A 12,746-nucleotide genomic window follows, 5' to 3' on the forward strand; every position below is an offset into this window, starting at 1 on the left:
TGACGGCCAAGGGCGGCATCTCGGAGGCCGAAGCACGAGACGCGTCCAGGCTGGCCCGGCACGAGGGCTGGCGGTTGCCGATGCGGTACCAGCGGGGGCCCCCCCCCCCCCCCCCCCCCCCCCCCCCCCCCCCCGGGCCCCCCCCCCCCCCCCCCCCGGCCCGGCCCCCCCCCCCCGCCCCGGCGCGGTCAGTCCGCGGTCAGTCCTCCGTGGAGGCCGTCACGCCCGAGGGCGCCTGCTGCTCAGCCGCCGCGGTCTTCTTCGTCGTCGACTTGGCCGTCTTCTTGGCCGCCGTCTTCTTCGTCGCGGTCTTCTTGGCGGTCGTCGTCTTCTTGGCGGCCGTCTTCTTGGCCGCCGTCTTCGCCGGGGCCTTCTTGGTGGCGGCCTTGCGGGCCGTCTTCTTGGCCGGCGCGGGAGCCTCGGGCTCGGACTCCTCCGGCGTGGCGGGCGCGTCGGCCTTGGCCGACTCCACCACGACGACCGCCGCGTCCTCGGTACTCGAAGGCGAACCGGCCGGCGCGGTGACCTTGCGGGTCGCCCGGCGGCGTGCGCGCGGCGGGGCCGCGACAGGCGCGTCTTCGACGGCGGGCGCCTCGGACGCGACCGGCTCGGACACGGCGGGCTCCGCCACGGCCTCGGGCTCGGCGGCGACGGGCACGACCACCTCGGCGGCGGCAGCCGTCTCCGCGGCCTTCGGCGAACCGGCCGGAGCCGACGCCTTACGGGTGGCCCGACGGCGCGGGCGTCCCTTGGGAGCCGCGTCCTCGGCAGGCGCCTGCTCCTGTACGGGAGCGGCCACCGGGGCTTCGACGGCCGCCTCCGCCACCGGAGCGGTCTCCACCACCTGAGCGGCCTCCGGCTCCGCGGCCTTCGGCGAACCGGCCGGGGCCGACGCCTTGCGCGACGCACGGCGGCGCGAACGGCCGCGTACGGCCGCCTCCGCCTCCGCCACGCTGCTGAACAACTCCTCGTCCGGGACGAACTCGGGCTCGGGCAGAGCGGTCGGCGCCGCCACCTCCGCCGCGACCTCGGCCTCGGTCTCGTTCTCGGCCTCGGTCTCCGTCGCCGTATCGACGTGCTCGTGCTCGTGCTCCGTACCGGACGCACCGCCACGGCCACGCTTCTTGGAACGCTTGCCGTTACCGCCGCCACCGGACGCCACGGGCTGTTCCATGTGGACGATCACACCGCGGCCGTTGCAGTGGACACAGGTCTCGGAGAACGACTCCAGCAGCCCCTGGCCGACCCGCTTCCGGGTCATCTGGACCAGCCCCAGCGAGGTGACCTCGGCGACCTGGTGCTTCGTACGGTCCCGGCCCAGGCACTCCAGCAGGCGCCGCAGCACCAGGTCCCGGTTGGATTCGAGCACCATGTCGATGAAGTCGATGACGACGATGCCGCCCAGGTCGCGCAGCCGCAGCTGGCGCACGATCTCCTCGGCCGCCTCCAGGTTGTTCCTGGTGACGGTCTCTTCGAGGTTGCCGCCCTGGCCGGTGAACTTCCCGGTGTTGACGTCGACCACGATCATGGCCTCGGTCTTGTCGATCACCAGCGAGCCACCGCTCGGCAGCCAGACCTTGCGGTCCAGCGCCTTCATCAGCTGCTCGTCGATGCGGTACGTCGCGAAGACGTCGACCTCGCTCGTCCAGCGCGTCAGCCGGTCGGACAGGTCCGGCGCGACGTGCGCGACGTAGCCGTGGATGGTCTGCCACGCCTCGTCACCGCTGACGATGACCTTCGAGAAGTCCTCGTTGAAGATGTCGCGGACGACCCGGACGGTCATGTCGGGCTCACCGTAGAGAAGGGTCGGCGCGTTACCGCTCTTCGCCTTCTTCTTGATGTCCTCCCACTGCCCCTGGAGCCGCTCGACATCGCGGCGCAGCTCGTCCTCGCTGGCGCCCTCGGCGGCCGTACGGACGATGACGCCCGCGTCCTCGGGGACGATCTTCTTGAGGATGGTCTTCAGCCGCGCGCGCTCGGTGTCGGGCAGCTTGCGGCTGATGCCGGTCATCGAGCCCTCGGGCACGTAGACCAGGTAACGGCCGGGCAGCGACACCTGGCTGGTCAGACGCGCGCCCTTGTGGCCGATCGGGTCCTTCGTCACCTGGACGAGCACCGACTGGCCGGACTTGAGGGCGGTCTCGATCCGGCGCGGGCCGTTGGCCATGCCCAGCGCCTCGAAGTTGACCTCACCGGCGTACAGGACGGCGTTGCGTCCCTTGCCGATGTCGACGAAGGCGGCCTCCATGGAGGGCAGTACGTTCTGCACCTTGCCCAGGTAAACGTTGCCGACGTAGCTGGTGGCCTGTTCCTTGTTGACGTAGTGCTCGACGAGCACGTCGTCCTCGAGGACACCGATCTGGGTGCGCTCGCCGCTCTGGCGGACGACCATCACGCGCTCGACGGCCTCACGGCGGGCGAGGAACTCCGCCTCGGTGATGATCGGCACCCTGCGGCGACCCTGCTCGCGCCCCTCGCGGCGGCGCTGCTTCTTGGCCTCCAGACGGGTCGAGCCCTTGATGGACTGCACCTCGTCGGAGCTGGTGCTGTGCTCGCGCTCTTCCTTCTTGCGCGGCTCACGGACCTTGACGACCGTACGCTCCGGGTCGTCGCCGCCCGACTCCGCGTCGGAACCGCCGTCACCGCTGCGACGGCGCCTGCGGCGCCGGCGACGGCTGCTGGAGGAACCGCCCGAACCCGAGGGGCCCTCGGCCTCGTCCTGCTCCTCGTCGTCCGCGTCGGCCTCCCGGCCGCCGTCCCCGTCCTCGGAACGGTCGGCGGCGGGCTCGGAACGGTCGGCGCGGTCCGTGCGGTCGGCGGGCTCGTCCTGCTGCTCGTCCGTGGCCTCGTCCGCCTCGGCGGACTCGCCGCGGCGACGGCGACGGCCGCCCCTGCGACGGCGGCGCGAGGGACGGTCCTCGTACTCGGCGGTGTCGTCGCCTTCGGCGTCGTCGGACTGCTCCGCCTCGGCCTCGGGCTCCTCCACCGGCGCCTTCGGCGTCTGCTCGGCGGCCGGAGCGACCGCTGCGGGCTCGGCGGACTCACCACGACGGCGGCGACGGCGACGGCCGGCGGGCTCCGGCGCGGGCGCGGCCGCGACAGGCGTCTGCGTCTCGTCCTCGTCCTCGTCGTCCACGGGTCCGGCGGCGGCCGCGGCAGCGGCGGCGGTCTCCGGGGTCTGGAACATCGGCTCGGTGAAGACGGGCGCCTGGAAGACAGCGACGGCGGGCCGCGCGGAACGGCGGCGCGAGCGCTCGGGCGCCTCGGTCTCCTTCGGCTTGGCCTTGGCCTTCTCCGCAGGCTTCCCCGCGGGCTTCTCAGCGGGCTTCTCAGCGGCCTTGTCCTTGGCCTTCTCGCTGGTGGGCTCCGCCTCAGGAGCGGCCGTGGCGGTCTCGGGCGCGGCGCCCCTGCGGCGCGTACGGCCACGGGTGGCGGCCTTCTCGGCGGCCTGGACGTTCTCCTCGTCAGCGGCGATCTGCGCGACGGCGCCCTGCGGGAGGCCCTCACCCGCGACGGTCCCGTTGTCCGCCGCCGGCTTGTCGTCACTCACCGGCTTGTCGTCGTTCCCCGGCGCACCGGCGGGCGCGGTGGCCCTGCGGGTGGCACGGCGACGCGCACGCGGCGCGGCGGGGGCGGCCTCCTCGGCCGGGCTCTCCACGGCCGCGACCTCGGCGGTCTCCGCCACCTTCACCGGCTCGGCGACGACCTCGGGAGCCACGGTCCCGGAAGCGGCCTCGGGGGCGCCGACCGGCGCGGTGGCCCTACGAGTGGCACGACGGCGCGCACGCGGCGCGGCCGGCTCCTCCGACACAGCGGCCTGAGCGACCTCGGCCGGCTGCGCGGCTGGCACCTCGGGAACGGCGGGCGCCTCTGAAACGGTCGTCTCGGGAGCCACGGCCTCAGGAGCGGCGGCCCTACGGGTCGCACGACGGCGCGCACGCGGCGCGGCCGGCTCCTCCGACACAGCGGCCTGAGCGACCTCGGCGGGCTGCGCGGCAGGCACCTCGGAAACGGCGACCTCAGGAGCCACGGCTTCAGGAGCGGTGGCCTTACGGGTCGCACGGCGACGCGCACGCGGCGCGGGTGCTTCGGCGGATGATGTCTCCTGCGATGCCACGGTGGCGCTCGCGTCACTCTGGGCCGCCCCCGCGGCCTCGGCGGCCGGTATGGCCGGAGCGACGGTCTCCGTCACACTCTCAGCGCCCTTGGCCTCGGCGGCCGAGGTGGGCGGGCCCGCCGGGCGGGACGCCGCGCGGCGCCTGCGCCGCGGCGGCAGCGTGTCGCTGGGTGTGTTGTTGTCTTCGTTGTCGGTGTCCCCGGGGGTGCCGGGTTCTGTGGGCTCAAGCATGCGGGCGGTTCTCCCGTCACGCTCCCGGGCGCCACGCCTGATTCCGGTCCGGCCGCGGCCCGCGCAGTGCGCGAATGCCGCCGTCCGGGGCGCGGGCGCCGCACGGGAGCTGTTATGTCTGGCTCGCCGGTTCCCTACGCGTTGTACGCACGGCCTGGCGAAAGTCTTCTGGTCAGTGCGCCGCCCGAGCCCGGTGACTGCCGAGTACCAGGGCTGCGCTACAACGACCGCCTTACGCGGAACCTGCACCTTCCGGCGCCTTCGCGGCGGCGGATCCGGCGGCCTTGGGTGGGGCGGGCCGGTCTGCCTCGCGGTCGGGCGCGAGCGGGTCGGTCACCGTGCCGGTCTCCTCGTCGAAGAGCCCCTGCGCCAGCCTGGTCACCGCTGCGGGGACCGGCGGCGCCAGGTCGGCCACAGCTCGGAGACCGGACAGGACGTCGTCGGGTCGCACGGCAGGTGTCACGTGCCGAACAACCAGGCGCAGTATCGCACAGGGCCCGTCCCCCGGCCTATCGGCCGCCGACTGGGCGACTTCCAGGCCGACCACGGCGCCCCGTGCGTCGAACGTCCTCATGCCGTTCTTCGTACGACGCTCGACCTCGACCGTTTCGGCGGCGAGGAAGGCGGACACGGCATGTCCGGCCTCCTCCGGGCCGACGCCGTCCAGCCTCAGCTCCCATACGGAAGCGGTCAGCCGGTCGGCGAGTCCCGAGGTGCGGGCCTCGACAGCGTCGATGATGTCGAGACCGGTCGGCAGCGACTCGTCGAGCAGCTCCCGCAGCTTGTCGGGATCGCACGCCTCCGCCAGGGCGATTTCCAGGAACTCGGCCTCGCTGCCCGTGCCGGTGGGGGCGGCATTGGCGTACGACACCTTCGGGTGCGGGGTGAACCCCGCCGAGTAGGCCATGGGCACCTCGGCGCGGCGCAACGCCCGCTCGAAAGCACGCTGGAAGTCACGGTGGCTGGTGAACCGGAGGCGGCCGCGCTTGGTGTAGCGCAGTCGGATGCGCTGCACCGCCGGTGCGGGCGGCGGGCCTTCGGGCTGTCGCTTGCCCAGTGGTTCTTCTCCTCGGTGCGGGCGGTACGCGGTAACGCGCCACCCTCGGACATCGGGGCTGCCCCCGGGTCCCGGCTCAGCCCCGCCTGTACGAGGAGATCTCGGGTGCGGGGTCCGCGCCGGGGACGATCGTTGTACTACCCAGAGTACGCGCACGGTCCGCCAGAGGTTCCCCAGGCTTGGACCGGCGGTCCCACACGCTGTCCTGCCCCGCCCGCGCTCCCATACACCCGGTCCGGGGAATCCCGCGGACACGGCTCTCAGCCGTCCGTCCGAATCCAGAAACGCAGCTTCCCGCCGCGCACGTCCTCCAGGACACCGCCGGCCGCCTCGATCACTTTGCGCGAGGCCGTGTTGTCGGTGTCGCAGGTGACCAGCACGGACTCGATGCCGATCCCCCGGGCCACGGGCAGCGAGGCGGCGAGCATGGCGGTGGCGTAGCCCCGGCGGCGGGCGCTGGGGCGTACGGCGTAGCCGATGTGGCCGCCCACTTCACGCAGGAACGGGTTGAGCCGGTGCCGGATGGCGAGGCGCCCCAGGAAGGTGTCGCCCTCGACGTACCAGAGGGTGGTGTTGGGAACCCAGCCCTCGATGCGCGGAGTCTCCTCCAAGGGTTCGGCGTTGAGCCGCTCCACGTACGACGCGAAGACTTCGGGCCGGTGCCAGGTGGTGGCGTACTCCTCCATTTCATGGAGGAGTAAGGACCGCTCATCGGCTCCCTCTTCCACGAACTCCTTCATCGCGTCGAGGAAGGAGTCCTGGACACGGACATGAGGGGCGATGAACTGCGGCATCACGCCATTGTGCACGCGCGCCGAAGCCCGGCCACGGATTCCCTCCCCCGACAGGGCGCGCGCCTCGGCTCACCCCGCGGACGCTCACTGGCCGGCACACCTCCGGACAGGCAACAGCTCACATGTCTCAGGCGGCAGGCCCATGATCAGAGACTCAGCAAGCAGCTGCTTACAGCTCCCGGACCATGACGGCATACAGCGGGGAATCGTCGGAGGGCTTCGTCTCGCCTTCCTTGCTGTAGTTCCAGCGCTCATACAGGGCCTGGACTTTGGGATGCCCAGTGTCCACCAGGAGGGTAACCACGTCGGCCGACACCGATTCGAGCAGCGCGTCGTGGATCTGCTGTGCCCGTCCAGTGGCGCGCCACTTGGGAACAACCATGAGTTCGGACAGGGCGAACACAGAGCCCTTGAGGTCAGAGGGACGCCGGTGCCCCTTCCACCACCCGCCCGGCTTGAACTTCGAACCGTAGGCATAGCCAACCGGGCCACCCTGTTCCCAGCCTGAGAGGCACTGCCAGTCCTCCCGTGACGACCAGAGATCAACGAAGTAGGAGAACCGCTCACGCGAGTTGAACGGGGCCGGGTCATCGGCGTATGCCTCGTCGTGGATGTCCAGCAGCAAAGAACGCACATCCCGCGCGTCGGCGTGCGTGTAGCGCTTCAGATCCATTGCCCGGACTCCTCAATCCACTCGATGACCTCAGGGGTCTTCGATCCCGAGGCTACGAGCACCTTGCGTGTCGCAGCCAGAGTGTTGATCGTGCGTCGCGATCCGGAAGACGGAGGCAGCATCACGTACGCCCGCCGGCTCGTTGCACAGGCAAGCTCCAAATCCCCTTGCCTGGCTTGAGCGAGGGCCAGGTGAGCGGTATACAAAGCTCGGTTACGGACCCGCCCTCCTGGGATGGCCGCAAGGGTGCGATGCAGGCAGTATTCGGCGCGTCCGTGATCCCCGAGTGCCGTCCACGTGAACGAGGACAGAGCGTCAACCTCACTGTTGTCATAGAACCTGACCCACTCGGGGCGCTGCTGGTCGGCAATGCGGGCAAAGGCCCGCTCCGCATCCGAGAGGGCGCGCAAGGCCTCAGACCGCCGCCGCAGACGGGCTAGTCCGTTGGCACAACGCATGTGCCCGAGAAAGGAGTACAGCGGGTCTCGCCGTGCGATTGACGAGCGCTTCAAGACCTCTGCGCCGGCGACGGCTTCGGCGTGGTTCTCCCGTTGACTGGATGTCAGGGTCATGTGGTCCCAGACGTGATACATCGCCTCACTGTCCCGGGACAGACCAGCGAAGGTCAGAGCCTGACCGAGATGTACACGTGCCCGCTGCGGTGCGCTGGCGTCGATCGAGGCGAAGGCTGCCGAGCTGATGACCTCTGCGGCGAGCCTGTAAAGCATGTCCTGTAAGCGAGTTGAGGCAGTGGACACGGCTAGAGCGGACTGGATTCGAGAAGCCAGTTCCACCGCCAGGTTCTCTACCTGCTGAGTGCCCCGTCCCGCATCGTCCCGCCGAAGGATGGCCACGTAGTCCTGATGGAAGCGCCGGACATCATTGATGCCGAGATTGAAGCCCCGTCGTCCGTGGTCGCTGGTATCCGAGGCCCCAACGACCAAGACCGAGCCACTCGCTGCGGAGAGGAACGTACGGCGGCGCAAAGGATCCTCCTCCGATGGTGCACTGCTCTTCTTGCGGGGCACGAACCCTAGATCCTCGGCACGGGCGGAGAGAACCCGTTCCAGACACAGCCTGATGCGATCCTGCGGCCACTTTGTCCTACCGCGTAGCCATCGGCGCACATCCGAGTCAGTGACGTTGCCAGGTTTCGCCGTTAGAAGATCGATCTCAGCATTGACCTGACGTGCCAACTCGGCCTGACTCAAGCCAAGTTCCGCAATGCGGTCTGCAAGCTGCCGGTTCACCAAGGACATGGCCCCACGCTAGCTCCGAGCAACCTCGGGGACGCGGGCAAAGGGTAAAAATCACCGGGGTTGTGAGGTGGGGCCGCCGCCTGTTTCACCTGTCCCGGATACCTCATCCGCCGTTGACTAAGCATCGCCAGATAGCAAGGGCAACGGAGGAACCGGCGGCATGACGAAACAGAGCATCCCCACTTCTCAACCGTACGCGGTCGACCTGACGACGATCGCGCACACCGTGAAGCAGGCCCTCGAAATCCGTCTCTCGCTCCCCGAGCGATGGTGGGTGGATTCGACGACAGCGAAGCTTCGTGGACACCTCGCACTCCTGATCCACAGCGAGATCTGGGACGTTGAGACTCCCCAGTCGCGAGAGCTGCACAAAACGGCTCGGAAACTGCTCAGCGACGACGTGCGGCCCAGCAAGACCACGCCTCCCGGATTCGCGTACGAGCACATGCGGGCCCTGGCCTTGGCCACTCGTACGACTGTCGCCGTCTACCAGCTCCGTCAGGTGGGTCGCGGCAGGAAGGCGGAAGCTCTGGAGGGCACCGAGTGAGCCCCCGCACGGAGCAGGCCATTTGCGTAGCGACGATCGGCACCCTGGGCGGCACCCTCGTATTGGCGGTGTGGCGCGGATGATGCCCCTCCCCTTCCGGTCTCGCCCGCCTCGCACACCGATCAACACCTACGCCACCGACGTGCACCCCCTGGATGTGCGGGTGGGGGACAGCGTTCTCCTCGACGGCGTGTATCACCCGATCAGAGATATGAGGTCTGCCGGCCCCGGCGGCGAGAAGGTCCTGATCTTCGACGCCCACGCTCCCTGGCGCATGGCTCAACCACACCGCGTCTACCGGCCGATCGAGCACAGGACCGCCGAGCTGGAGGCGTCCCCCTGATGACCGGAGTCGCCGTGAGCGAGGCCATCCCTCCGCTCCCCGGTGGCAAGCGTGAATGGGTCGTCGGGGCCTGTTGGCTCTATTGCCGCCGGGAGGGCGTCACCGTCTCGTGGGTGGGCCCTGTCTGGTCCAGCGGGGCGCACGCTCCGCTCTTCGCCTGCTCCGACTGCATCACCGAGCTTGACGGCCTCGTCCGCCGGCACCTCGCGATGCAGGACGGGTACAAAGCCCCGCTCCTCTCCGAGTAGAAGACACTCGGCCTCCCCTGCGGCGAGACAAAGCCTCGGAGGAGAAGGGGTTCCACTGCCCGCCCCGGCTGCTTCGCCAACCCCGTGAAGAAGGACAGGCCGAGCAGCCGGGGCGGGCCAGCAAAGTCAACGCACGATCCAATGAGAGGGGTCATAACAGTGATCACAAGCGTCGAACCCACGTCGGCAGAGAAGACCACGACTCGGCTTCTGTGGCTGGACCTGACACGGAAGTGCCAGCTCAACTGCACTCACTGCTACAACGCGTCGGGGCCGGACGGCACCCACGGGACCATGACTGGGGAGGACTGGATCAGCGTTCTGGACCAGGCAACCGCCTACGGGGTGCGCAACATCCAGTTCATCGGCGGTGAGCCGACCATGCACCCGGACTTCACGGACCTGGTGGACCACGCCCTGACCATCGGCCTGCACGTCGAGGTCTTCAGCAACCTGGTGCACGTCTCGAACGAATGCTGGGAGATCTTCCAGCGCAGGGGAGTCAGCCTCGCCACGTCCTACTACTCGGACCGGGCTGAGGAGCACGAGGGAATGACCCGTCGCCGCAGTCACGACCGGACCCGGACCAACATCGAAAGGCATGACGACAACGACGATGAATGCAGCCCCGGCTTCCCGGGCACTGAGTGCACCCCGAGGAACTGAAGGCTCATGAATCGCAACGCCCCCGGACCGGAGTTCTGGTCCCTGCTCCACCCTCACACCGGAGACGTGACCGACTTCCGGCCCACCCCGCGTGGGTTCAGTTCGGATGTCGCGGCCCTGATCGAGTGTGAGAAGGGCCGGTTCTTCGTCAAGGCCGTACGCAACCGGCCCGGAGGCCGGCGCGACTCGATCATCCGGGAACGGCTGATCAACCCGGCCGCATGTCCTATCTCGCCAACTCTCAAGTGGCACTCCGAAGATGACACATGGCACGTGCTCGGCTTCGACTGGGTCGACGGACGAGGTTCCGACTTCGCTCCGGGCTCACCCGACCTCCCCGCGATTGTCGACACCCTCAACCGGATCGGCGAAGTGGATCTCCCCGAGATGGCCCGCGACTGGCTTGAGACCCGCTGGAACCGCTTCGCCACGGATGACGCCGACGCCTCTCTCCTCCAAGGCGAAGCTCTGCTCTACACCGACATCAACCCGAGCAACCTGATCATCGGAGATCAGAACACCTGGGCGGTCGACTGGTCGTGGCCCACTCGCGGCGCGGCGTTCATCGACCCGGCCTGTCTGGTTGTGCAGCTGATCTCGGCAGGGCACAGCGCCGAGCGCGCCGAATCCTGGGCGTCGGGTTGCGCGGCCTGGACGGACGCGGATCCGAAAGCGATCGATGCGTTCGCCGCTGCCACCTTGCGCATGCATCGTGCGTTCGCCGAGCGCAAGCCGGACGCGTCCTGGCTCAGGGCCATAGCCGAGGCGGCCCGGTCATGGGCCTCTTACCGCGGCGTGACCGTGTGAACCGACTCCGAGCGGGCGCAGAAACCCCCGACCACGCCGACCGGGGGTTTCCTGGGCGTCACTTGACCGTGAGCGGCAGCAGCTTCTTCCCCGTCGGGCCGATCTGGATCTCCGTGTCCATCTGCGGGCACACGCCGCAGTCGAAGCACGGCGTCCAGCGGCAGTCCTCGACCTCCGTCTCGTCCAGCGAGTCCTGCCAGTCCTCCCAGAGCCAGTCCTTGTCGAGACCGGAGTCCAGGTGGTCCCAGGGCAGGACCTCCTCGTACGTGCGCTCACGCGTCGTGTACCAGGCCACGTCCACCCCGAACTCGGGCAGCGCCTTCTCCGCACAGGCCATCCAGCGGTCGTACGAGAAGTGCTCGCGCCAGCCGTCGAAGCGGCCACCGTCCTCGTACACCGCGCGGATGACCGAGCCGATCCGCCGGTCGCCGCGTGACAGCAGGCCTTCGACGATGCCGGGCTTGCCGTCGTGGTAGCGGAAGCCGATCGAGCGGCCGTACTTCTTGTCCGCGCGGATCTTGTCGCGGAGCTTCTCCAGCCGGGCGTCCGTCTCCTCGGCGCTCAGCTGCGGCGCCCACTGGAACGGGGTGTGCGGCTTGGGCACGAACCCGCCGATCGAGACCGTGCAGCGGATGTCGTTCTGCCCGGACACCTTGCGGCCCTCGGCGATGACGTTGACCGCCATGTCGCCGATCTGGAGGACGTCCTCGTCGGTCTCGGTCGGCAGGCCGCACATGAAGTACAGCTTCACCTGCCGCCAGCCGTTGCCGTAGGCCGTGGAGACCGTACGGATCAGGTCCTCCTCCGAGACCATCTTGTTGATGACCTTGCGCAGCCGCTCGGAGCCGCCCTCGGGCGCGAAGGTCAGACCGGACCTGCGGCCGTTCCTGGTCAGCTCGTTGGCGAGGTCGACGTTGAAGGCGTCGACACGGGTGGACGGCAGGGACAGGCCGATCTTGTCCGCCTCGTACCGGTCGGCGAGCCCCTTGGCGACATCGCCGATCTCGCTGTGGTCGGCGGAGGACAGCGAGAGCAGGCCGACCTCCTCGAAGCCGGTCGCCTTCAGCCCCTTGTCGACCATGTCACCGATGCCGGTGATGCTGCGCTCGCGCACCGGGCGCGTGATCATCCCGGCCTGGCAGAAGCGGCAGCCGCGGGTGCAGCCGCGGAAGATCTCCACGGACATCCGCTCGTGGACGGTCTCGGCGAGCGGTACGAGCGGCTGCTTCGGGTACGGCCACTCGTCCAGGTCCATGACGGTGTGCTTGGACACCCGCCACGGGACACCGCTCCTGTTCGGTACGACACGGGCGATCCGGCCGTCCGCGAGGTACTCGACGTCGTAGAAGCCCGGCACGTACACGCCACCGGTCTTCGCGAGGCGGAACAGGACCTCCTCGCGCCCGCCGGGGCGGCCCTCCGCCTTCCAGGCCCGGACGATCTCGGTGATCTCCAGGACCGCCTGCTCGCCGTCGCCGATGACCACGCAGTCGATGAACTCCGCGATCGGCTCGGGGTTGAAGGCCGCGTGGCCGCCCGCGAGCACGATGGGGTGGTCGACGGTCCGGTCCCTGGCCGCCAGCGGGATACCCGCGAGGTCCAGGGCGGTGAGCATGTTGGTGTAGCCGAGCTCGGTGGAGAAGCTCAGCCCGAAGACGTCGAAGGCGCTGACGGGCCGGTGCGAGTCCACCGTGAACTGCGGGACCTTGTGCTCGCGCATCAGCTCTTCGAGGTCCGGCCAGACGCTGTACGTACGCTCGGCGAGCACGCCCTCGCGCTCGTTCAGTACCTCATAAAGGATCATGACGCCCTGGTTGGGCAGCCCGACCTCGTACGCGTCGGGATACATGAGCGCCCAGTGGACATCGCACTCGTCCCACGGCTTGACCGTGGAGTTGAGCTCACCACCGACGTATTGGATCGGCTTCTGCACATGCGGGAGCAGAGCTTCGAGCTGTGGGAAGACCGATGCGACAGGCATAGCGAACCTTCGTGAGCGGGCAG

The 12,746-nt window shown here is 69.3% G+C and carries 11 protein-coding genes; 5 read left to right on the forward strand and 6 right to left on the reverse strand.

The features are described 5' to 3' along the window. Positions 1–199: 199 nt before the first annotated feature. The 5 genes from ACIQD6_RS31825 to ACIQD6_RS31845 form a co-directional block, all read right to left on the reverse strand. Positions 200–4,348: an Rne/Rng family ribonuclease gene (locus ACIQD6_RS31825; protein WP_401889295.1), complete on the reverse strand. Its 4,149-nt coding sequence runs from the start codon at positions 4,346–4,348 to the stop codon at positions 200–202. A gap of 232 nt (positions 4,349–4,580) precedes the next feature. Beyond that, entirely contained in the window at positions 4,581–5,363 is a 783-nt protein-coding gene (locus ACIQD6_RS31830; protein WP_401889298.1) for a TIGR03936 family radical SAM-associated protein, read from the reverse strand. Between the two features lie 302 nt (positions 5,364–5,665). Continuing rightward, entirely contained in the window at positions 5,666–6,199 is a 534-nt protein-coding gene (locus ACIQD6_RS31835) for a GNAT family N-acetyltransferase (protein ID WP_401889301.1), read from the reverse strand. 169 nt (positions 6,200–6,368) lie between these two features. Further along, on the reverse strand, positions 6,369–6,872 hold the full coding sequence (locus tag ACIQD6_RS31840; protein WP_401889303.1) for a GNAT family N-acetyltransferase: 504 nt from the start codon (positions 6,870–6,872) through the stop codon (positions 6,369–6,371). Continuing rightward, positions 6,863–8,131: an XRE family transcriptional regulator gene (locus ACIQD6_RS31845; RefSeq protein ID WP_401889306.1), complete on the reverse strand. Its 1,269-nt coding sequence runs from the start codon at positions 8,129–8,131 to the stop codon at positions 6,863–6,865. Before ACIQD6_RS31845 ends, ACIQD6_RS31840 begins: the two co-directional genes overlap by 10 nt. Positions 8,132–8,291: 160 nt before the next feature. Between ACIQD6_RS31845 and ACIQD6_RS31850 the strand changes: the two genes are divergently transcribed. The 5 genes from ACIQD6_RS31850 to ACIQD6_RS31870 all read left to right on the forward strand — a co-directional run bounded on the left by ACIQD6_RS31850 (position 8,292) and on the right by ACIQD6_RS31870 (position 10,742). Beyond that, on the forward strand, positions 8,292–8,678 hold the full coding sequence (locus ACIQD6_RS31850) for a hypothetical protein (RefSeq protein ID WP_401889308.1): 387 nt from the start codon (positions 8,292–8,294) through the stop codon (positions 8,676–8,678). 211 nt (positions 8,679–8,889) lie between these two features. Next, positions 8,890–9,021 (forward strand): hypothetical protein, encoded by a 132-nt coding sequence (locus ACIQD6_RS31855; RefSeq protein ID WP_401889310.1) that lies wholly within the window; start codon positions 8,890–8,892, stop codon positions 9,019–9,021. Continuing rightward, the gene (locus ACIQD6_RS31860) at positions 9,021–9,269 is read left to right on the forward strand and encodes a hypothetical protein (protein WP_401889313.1); all 249 of its coding nucleotides are present in this window, start codon (positions 9,021–9,023) and stop codon (positions 9,267–9,269) included. The genes ACIQD6_RS31855 and ACIQD6_RS31860 overlap by 1 nt, the downstream gene beginning before the upstream one ends. Positions 9,270–9,410: 141 nt before the next feature. Next, the gene (locus ACIQD6_RS31865; RefSeq protein ID WP_401889316.1) at positions 9,411–9,935 is read left to right on the forward strand and encodes a radical SAM protein; all 525 of its coding nucleotides are present in this window, start codon (positions 9,411–9,413) and stop codon (positions 9,933–9,935) included. Positions 9,936–9,941: 6 nt separating this feature from the next. Continuing rightward, positions 9,942–10,742: a phosphotransferase gene (locus tag ACIQD6_RS31870; RefSeq protein ID WP_401889318.1), complete on the forward strand. Its 801-nt coding sequence runs from the start codon at positions 9,942–9,944 to the stop codon at positions 10,740–10,742. A 58-nt stretch (positions 10,743–10,800) separates the two neighbouring features. On the opposite strand, the gene ACIQD6_RS31875 is transcribed toward ACIQD6_RS31870, so the two are convergent. Then, a complete protein-coding gene (locus tag ACIQD6_RS31875) occupies positions 10,801–12,723 on the reverse strand; it encodes a TIGR03960 family B12-binding radical SAM protein (protein WP_401889321.1) in 1,923 nt (640 codons plus the stop codon). Between the last annotated feature and the right edge of the window lie 23 nt (positions 12,724–12,746).

The organism is Streptomyces sp. NPDC088400 (genome assembly GCF_044753355.1).
Classification (GTDB): Bacteria; Actinomycetota; Actinomycetes; order Streptomycetales; family Streptomycetaceae; genus Streptomyces.

What these genes read in the sequence shown, in the direction of transcription:
- ACIQD6_RS31850 (WP_401889308.1), top strand. Translation starts at nt 8,292, where the DNA reads ATGACGAAACAGAGCATCCCCACTTCTCAACCGTACGCGGTCGACCTG.
- ACIQD6_RS31825 (WP_401889295.1), bottom strand. Translation starts at nt 4,348, where the DNA reads ATGCTTGAGCCCACAGAACCCGGCACCCCCGGGGACACCGACAACGAA.
- ACIQD6_RS31835 (WP_401889301.1), bottom strand. Translation starts at nt 6,199, where the DNA reads ATGCCGCAGTTCATCGCCCCTCATGTCCGTGTCCAGGACTCCTTCCTC.
- ACIQD6_RS31855 (WP_401889310.1), top strand. Translation starts at nt 8,890, where the DNA reads ATGAGGTCTGCCGGCCCCGGCGGCGAGAAGGTCCTGATCTTCGACGCC.
- ACIQD6_RS31870 (WP_401889318.1), top strand. Translation starts at nt 9,942, where the DNA reads ATGAATCGCAACGCCCCCGGACCGGAGTTCTGGTCCCTGCTCCACCCT.
- ACIQD6_RS31865 (WP_401889316.1), top strand. Translation starts at nt 9,411, where the DNA reads ATGAGAGGGGTCATAACAGTGATCACAAGCGTCGAACCCACGTCGGCA.
- ACIQD6_RS31845 (WP_401889306.1), bottom strand. Translation starts at nt 8,131, where the DNA reads ATGTCCTTGGTGAACCGGCAGCTTGCAGACCGCATTGCGGAACTTGGC.
- ACIQD6_RS31875 (WP_401889321.1), bottom strand. Translation starts at nt 12,723, where the DNA reads ATGCCTGTCGCATCGGTCTTCCCACAGCTCGAAGCTCTGCTCCCGCAT.
- ACIQD6_RS31860 (WP_401889313.1), top strand. Translation starts at nt 9,021, where the DNA reads ATGACCGGAGTCGCCGTGAGCGAGGCCATCCCTCCGCTCCCCGGTGGC.
- ACIQD6_RS31840 (WP_401889303.1), bottom strand. Translation starts at nt 6,872, where the DNA reads ATGGATCTGAAGCGCTACACGCACGCCGACGCGCGGGATGTGCGTTCT.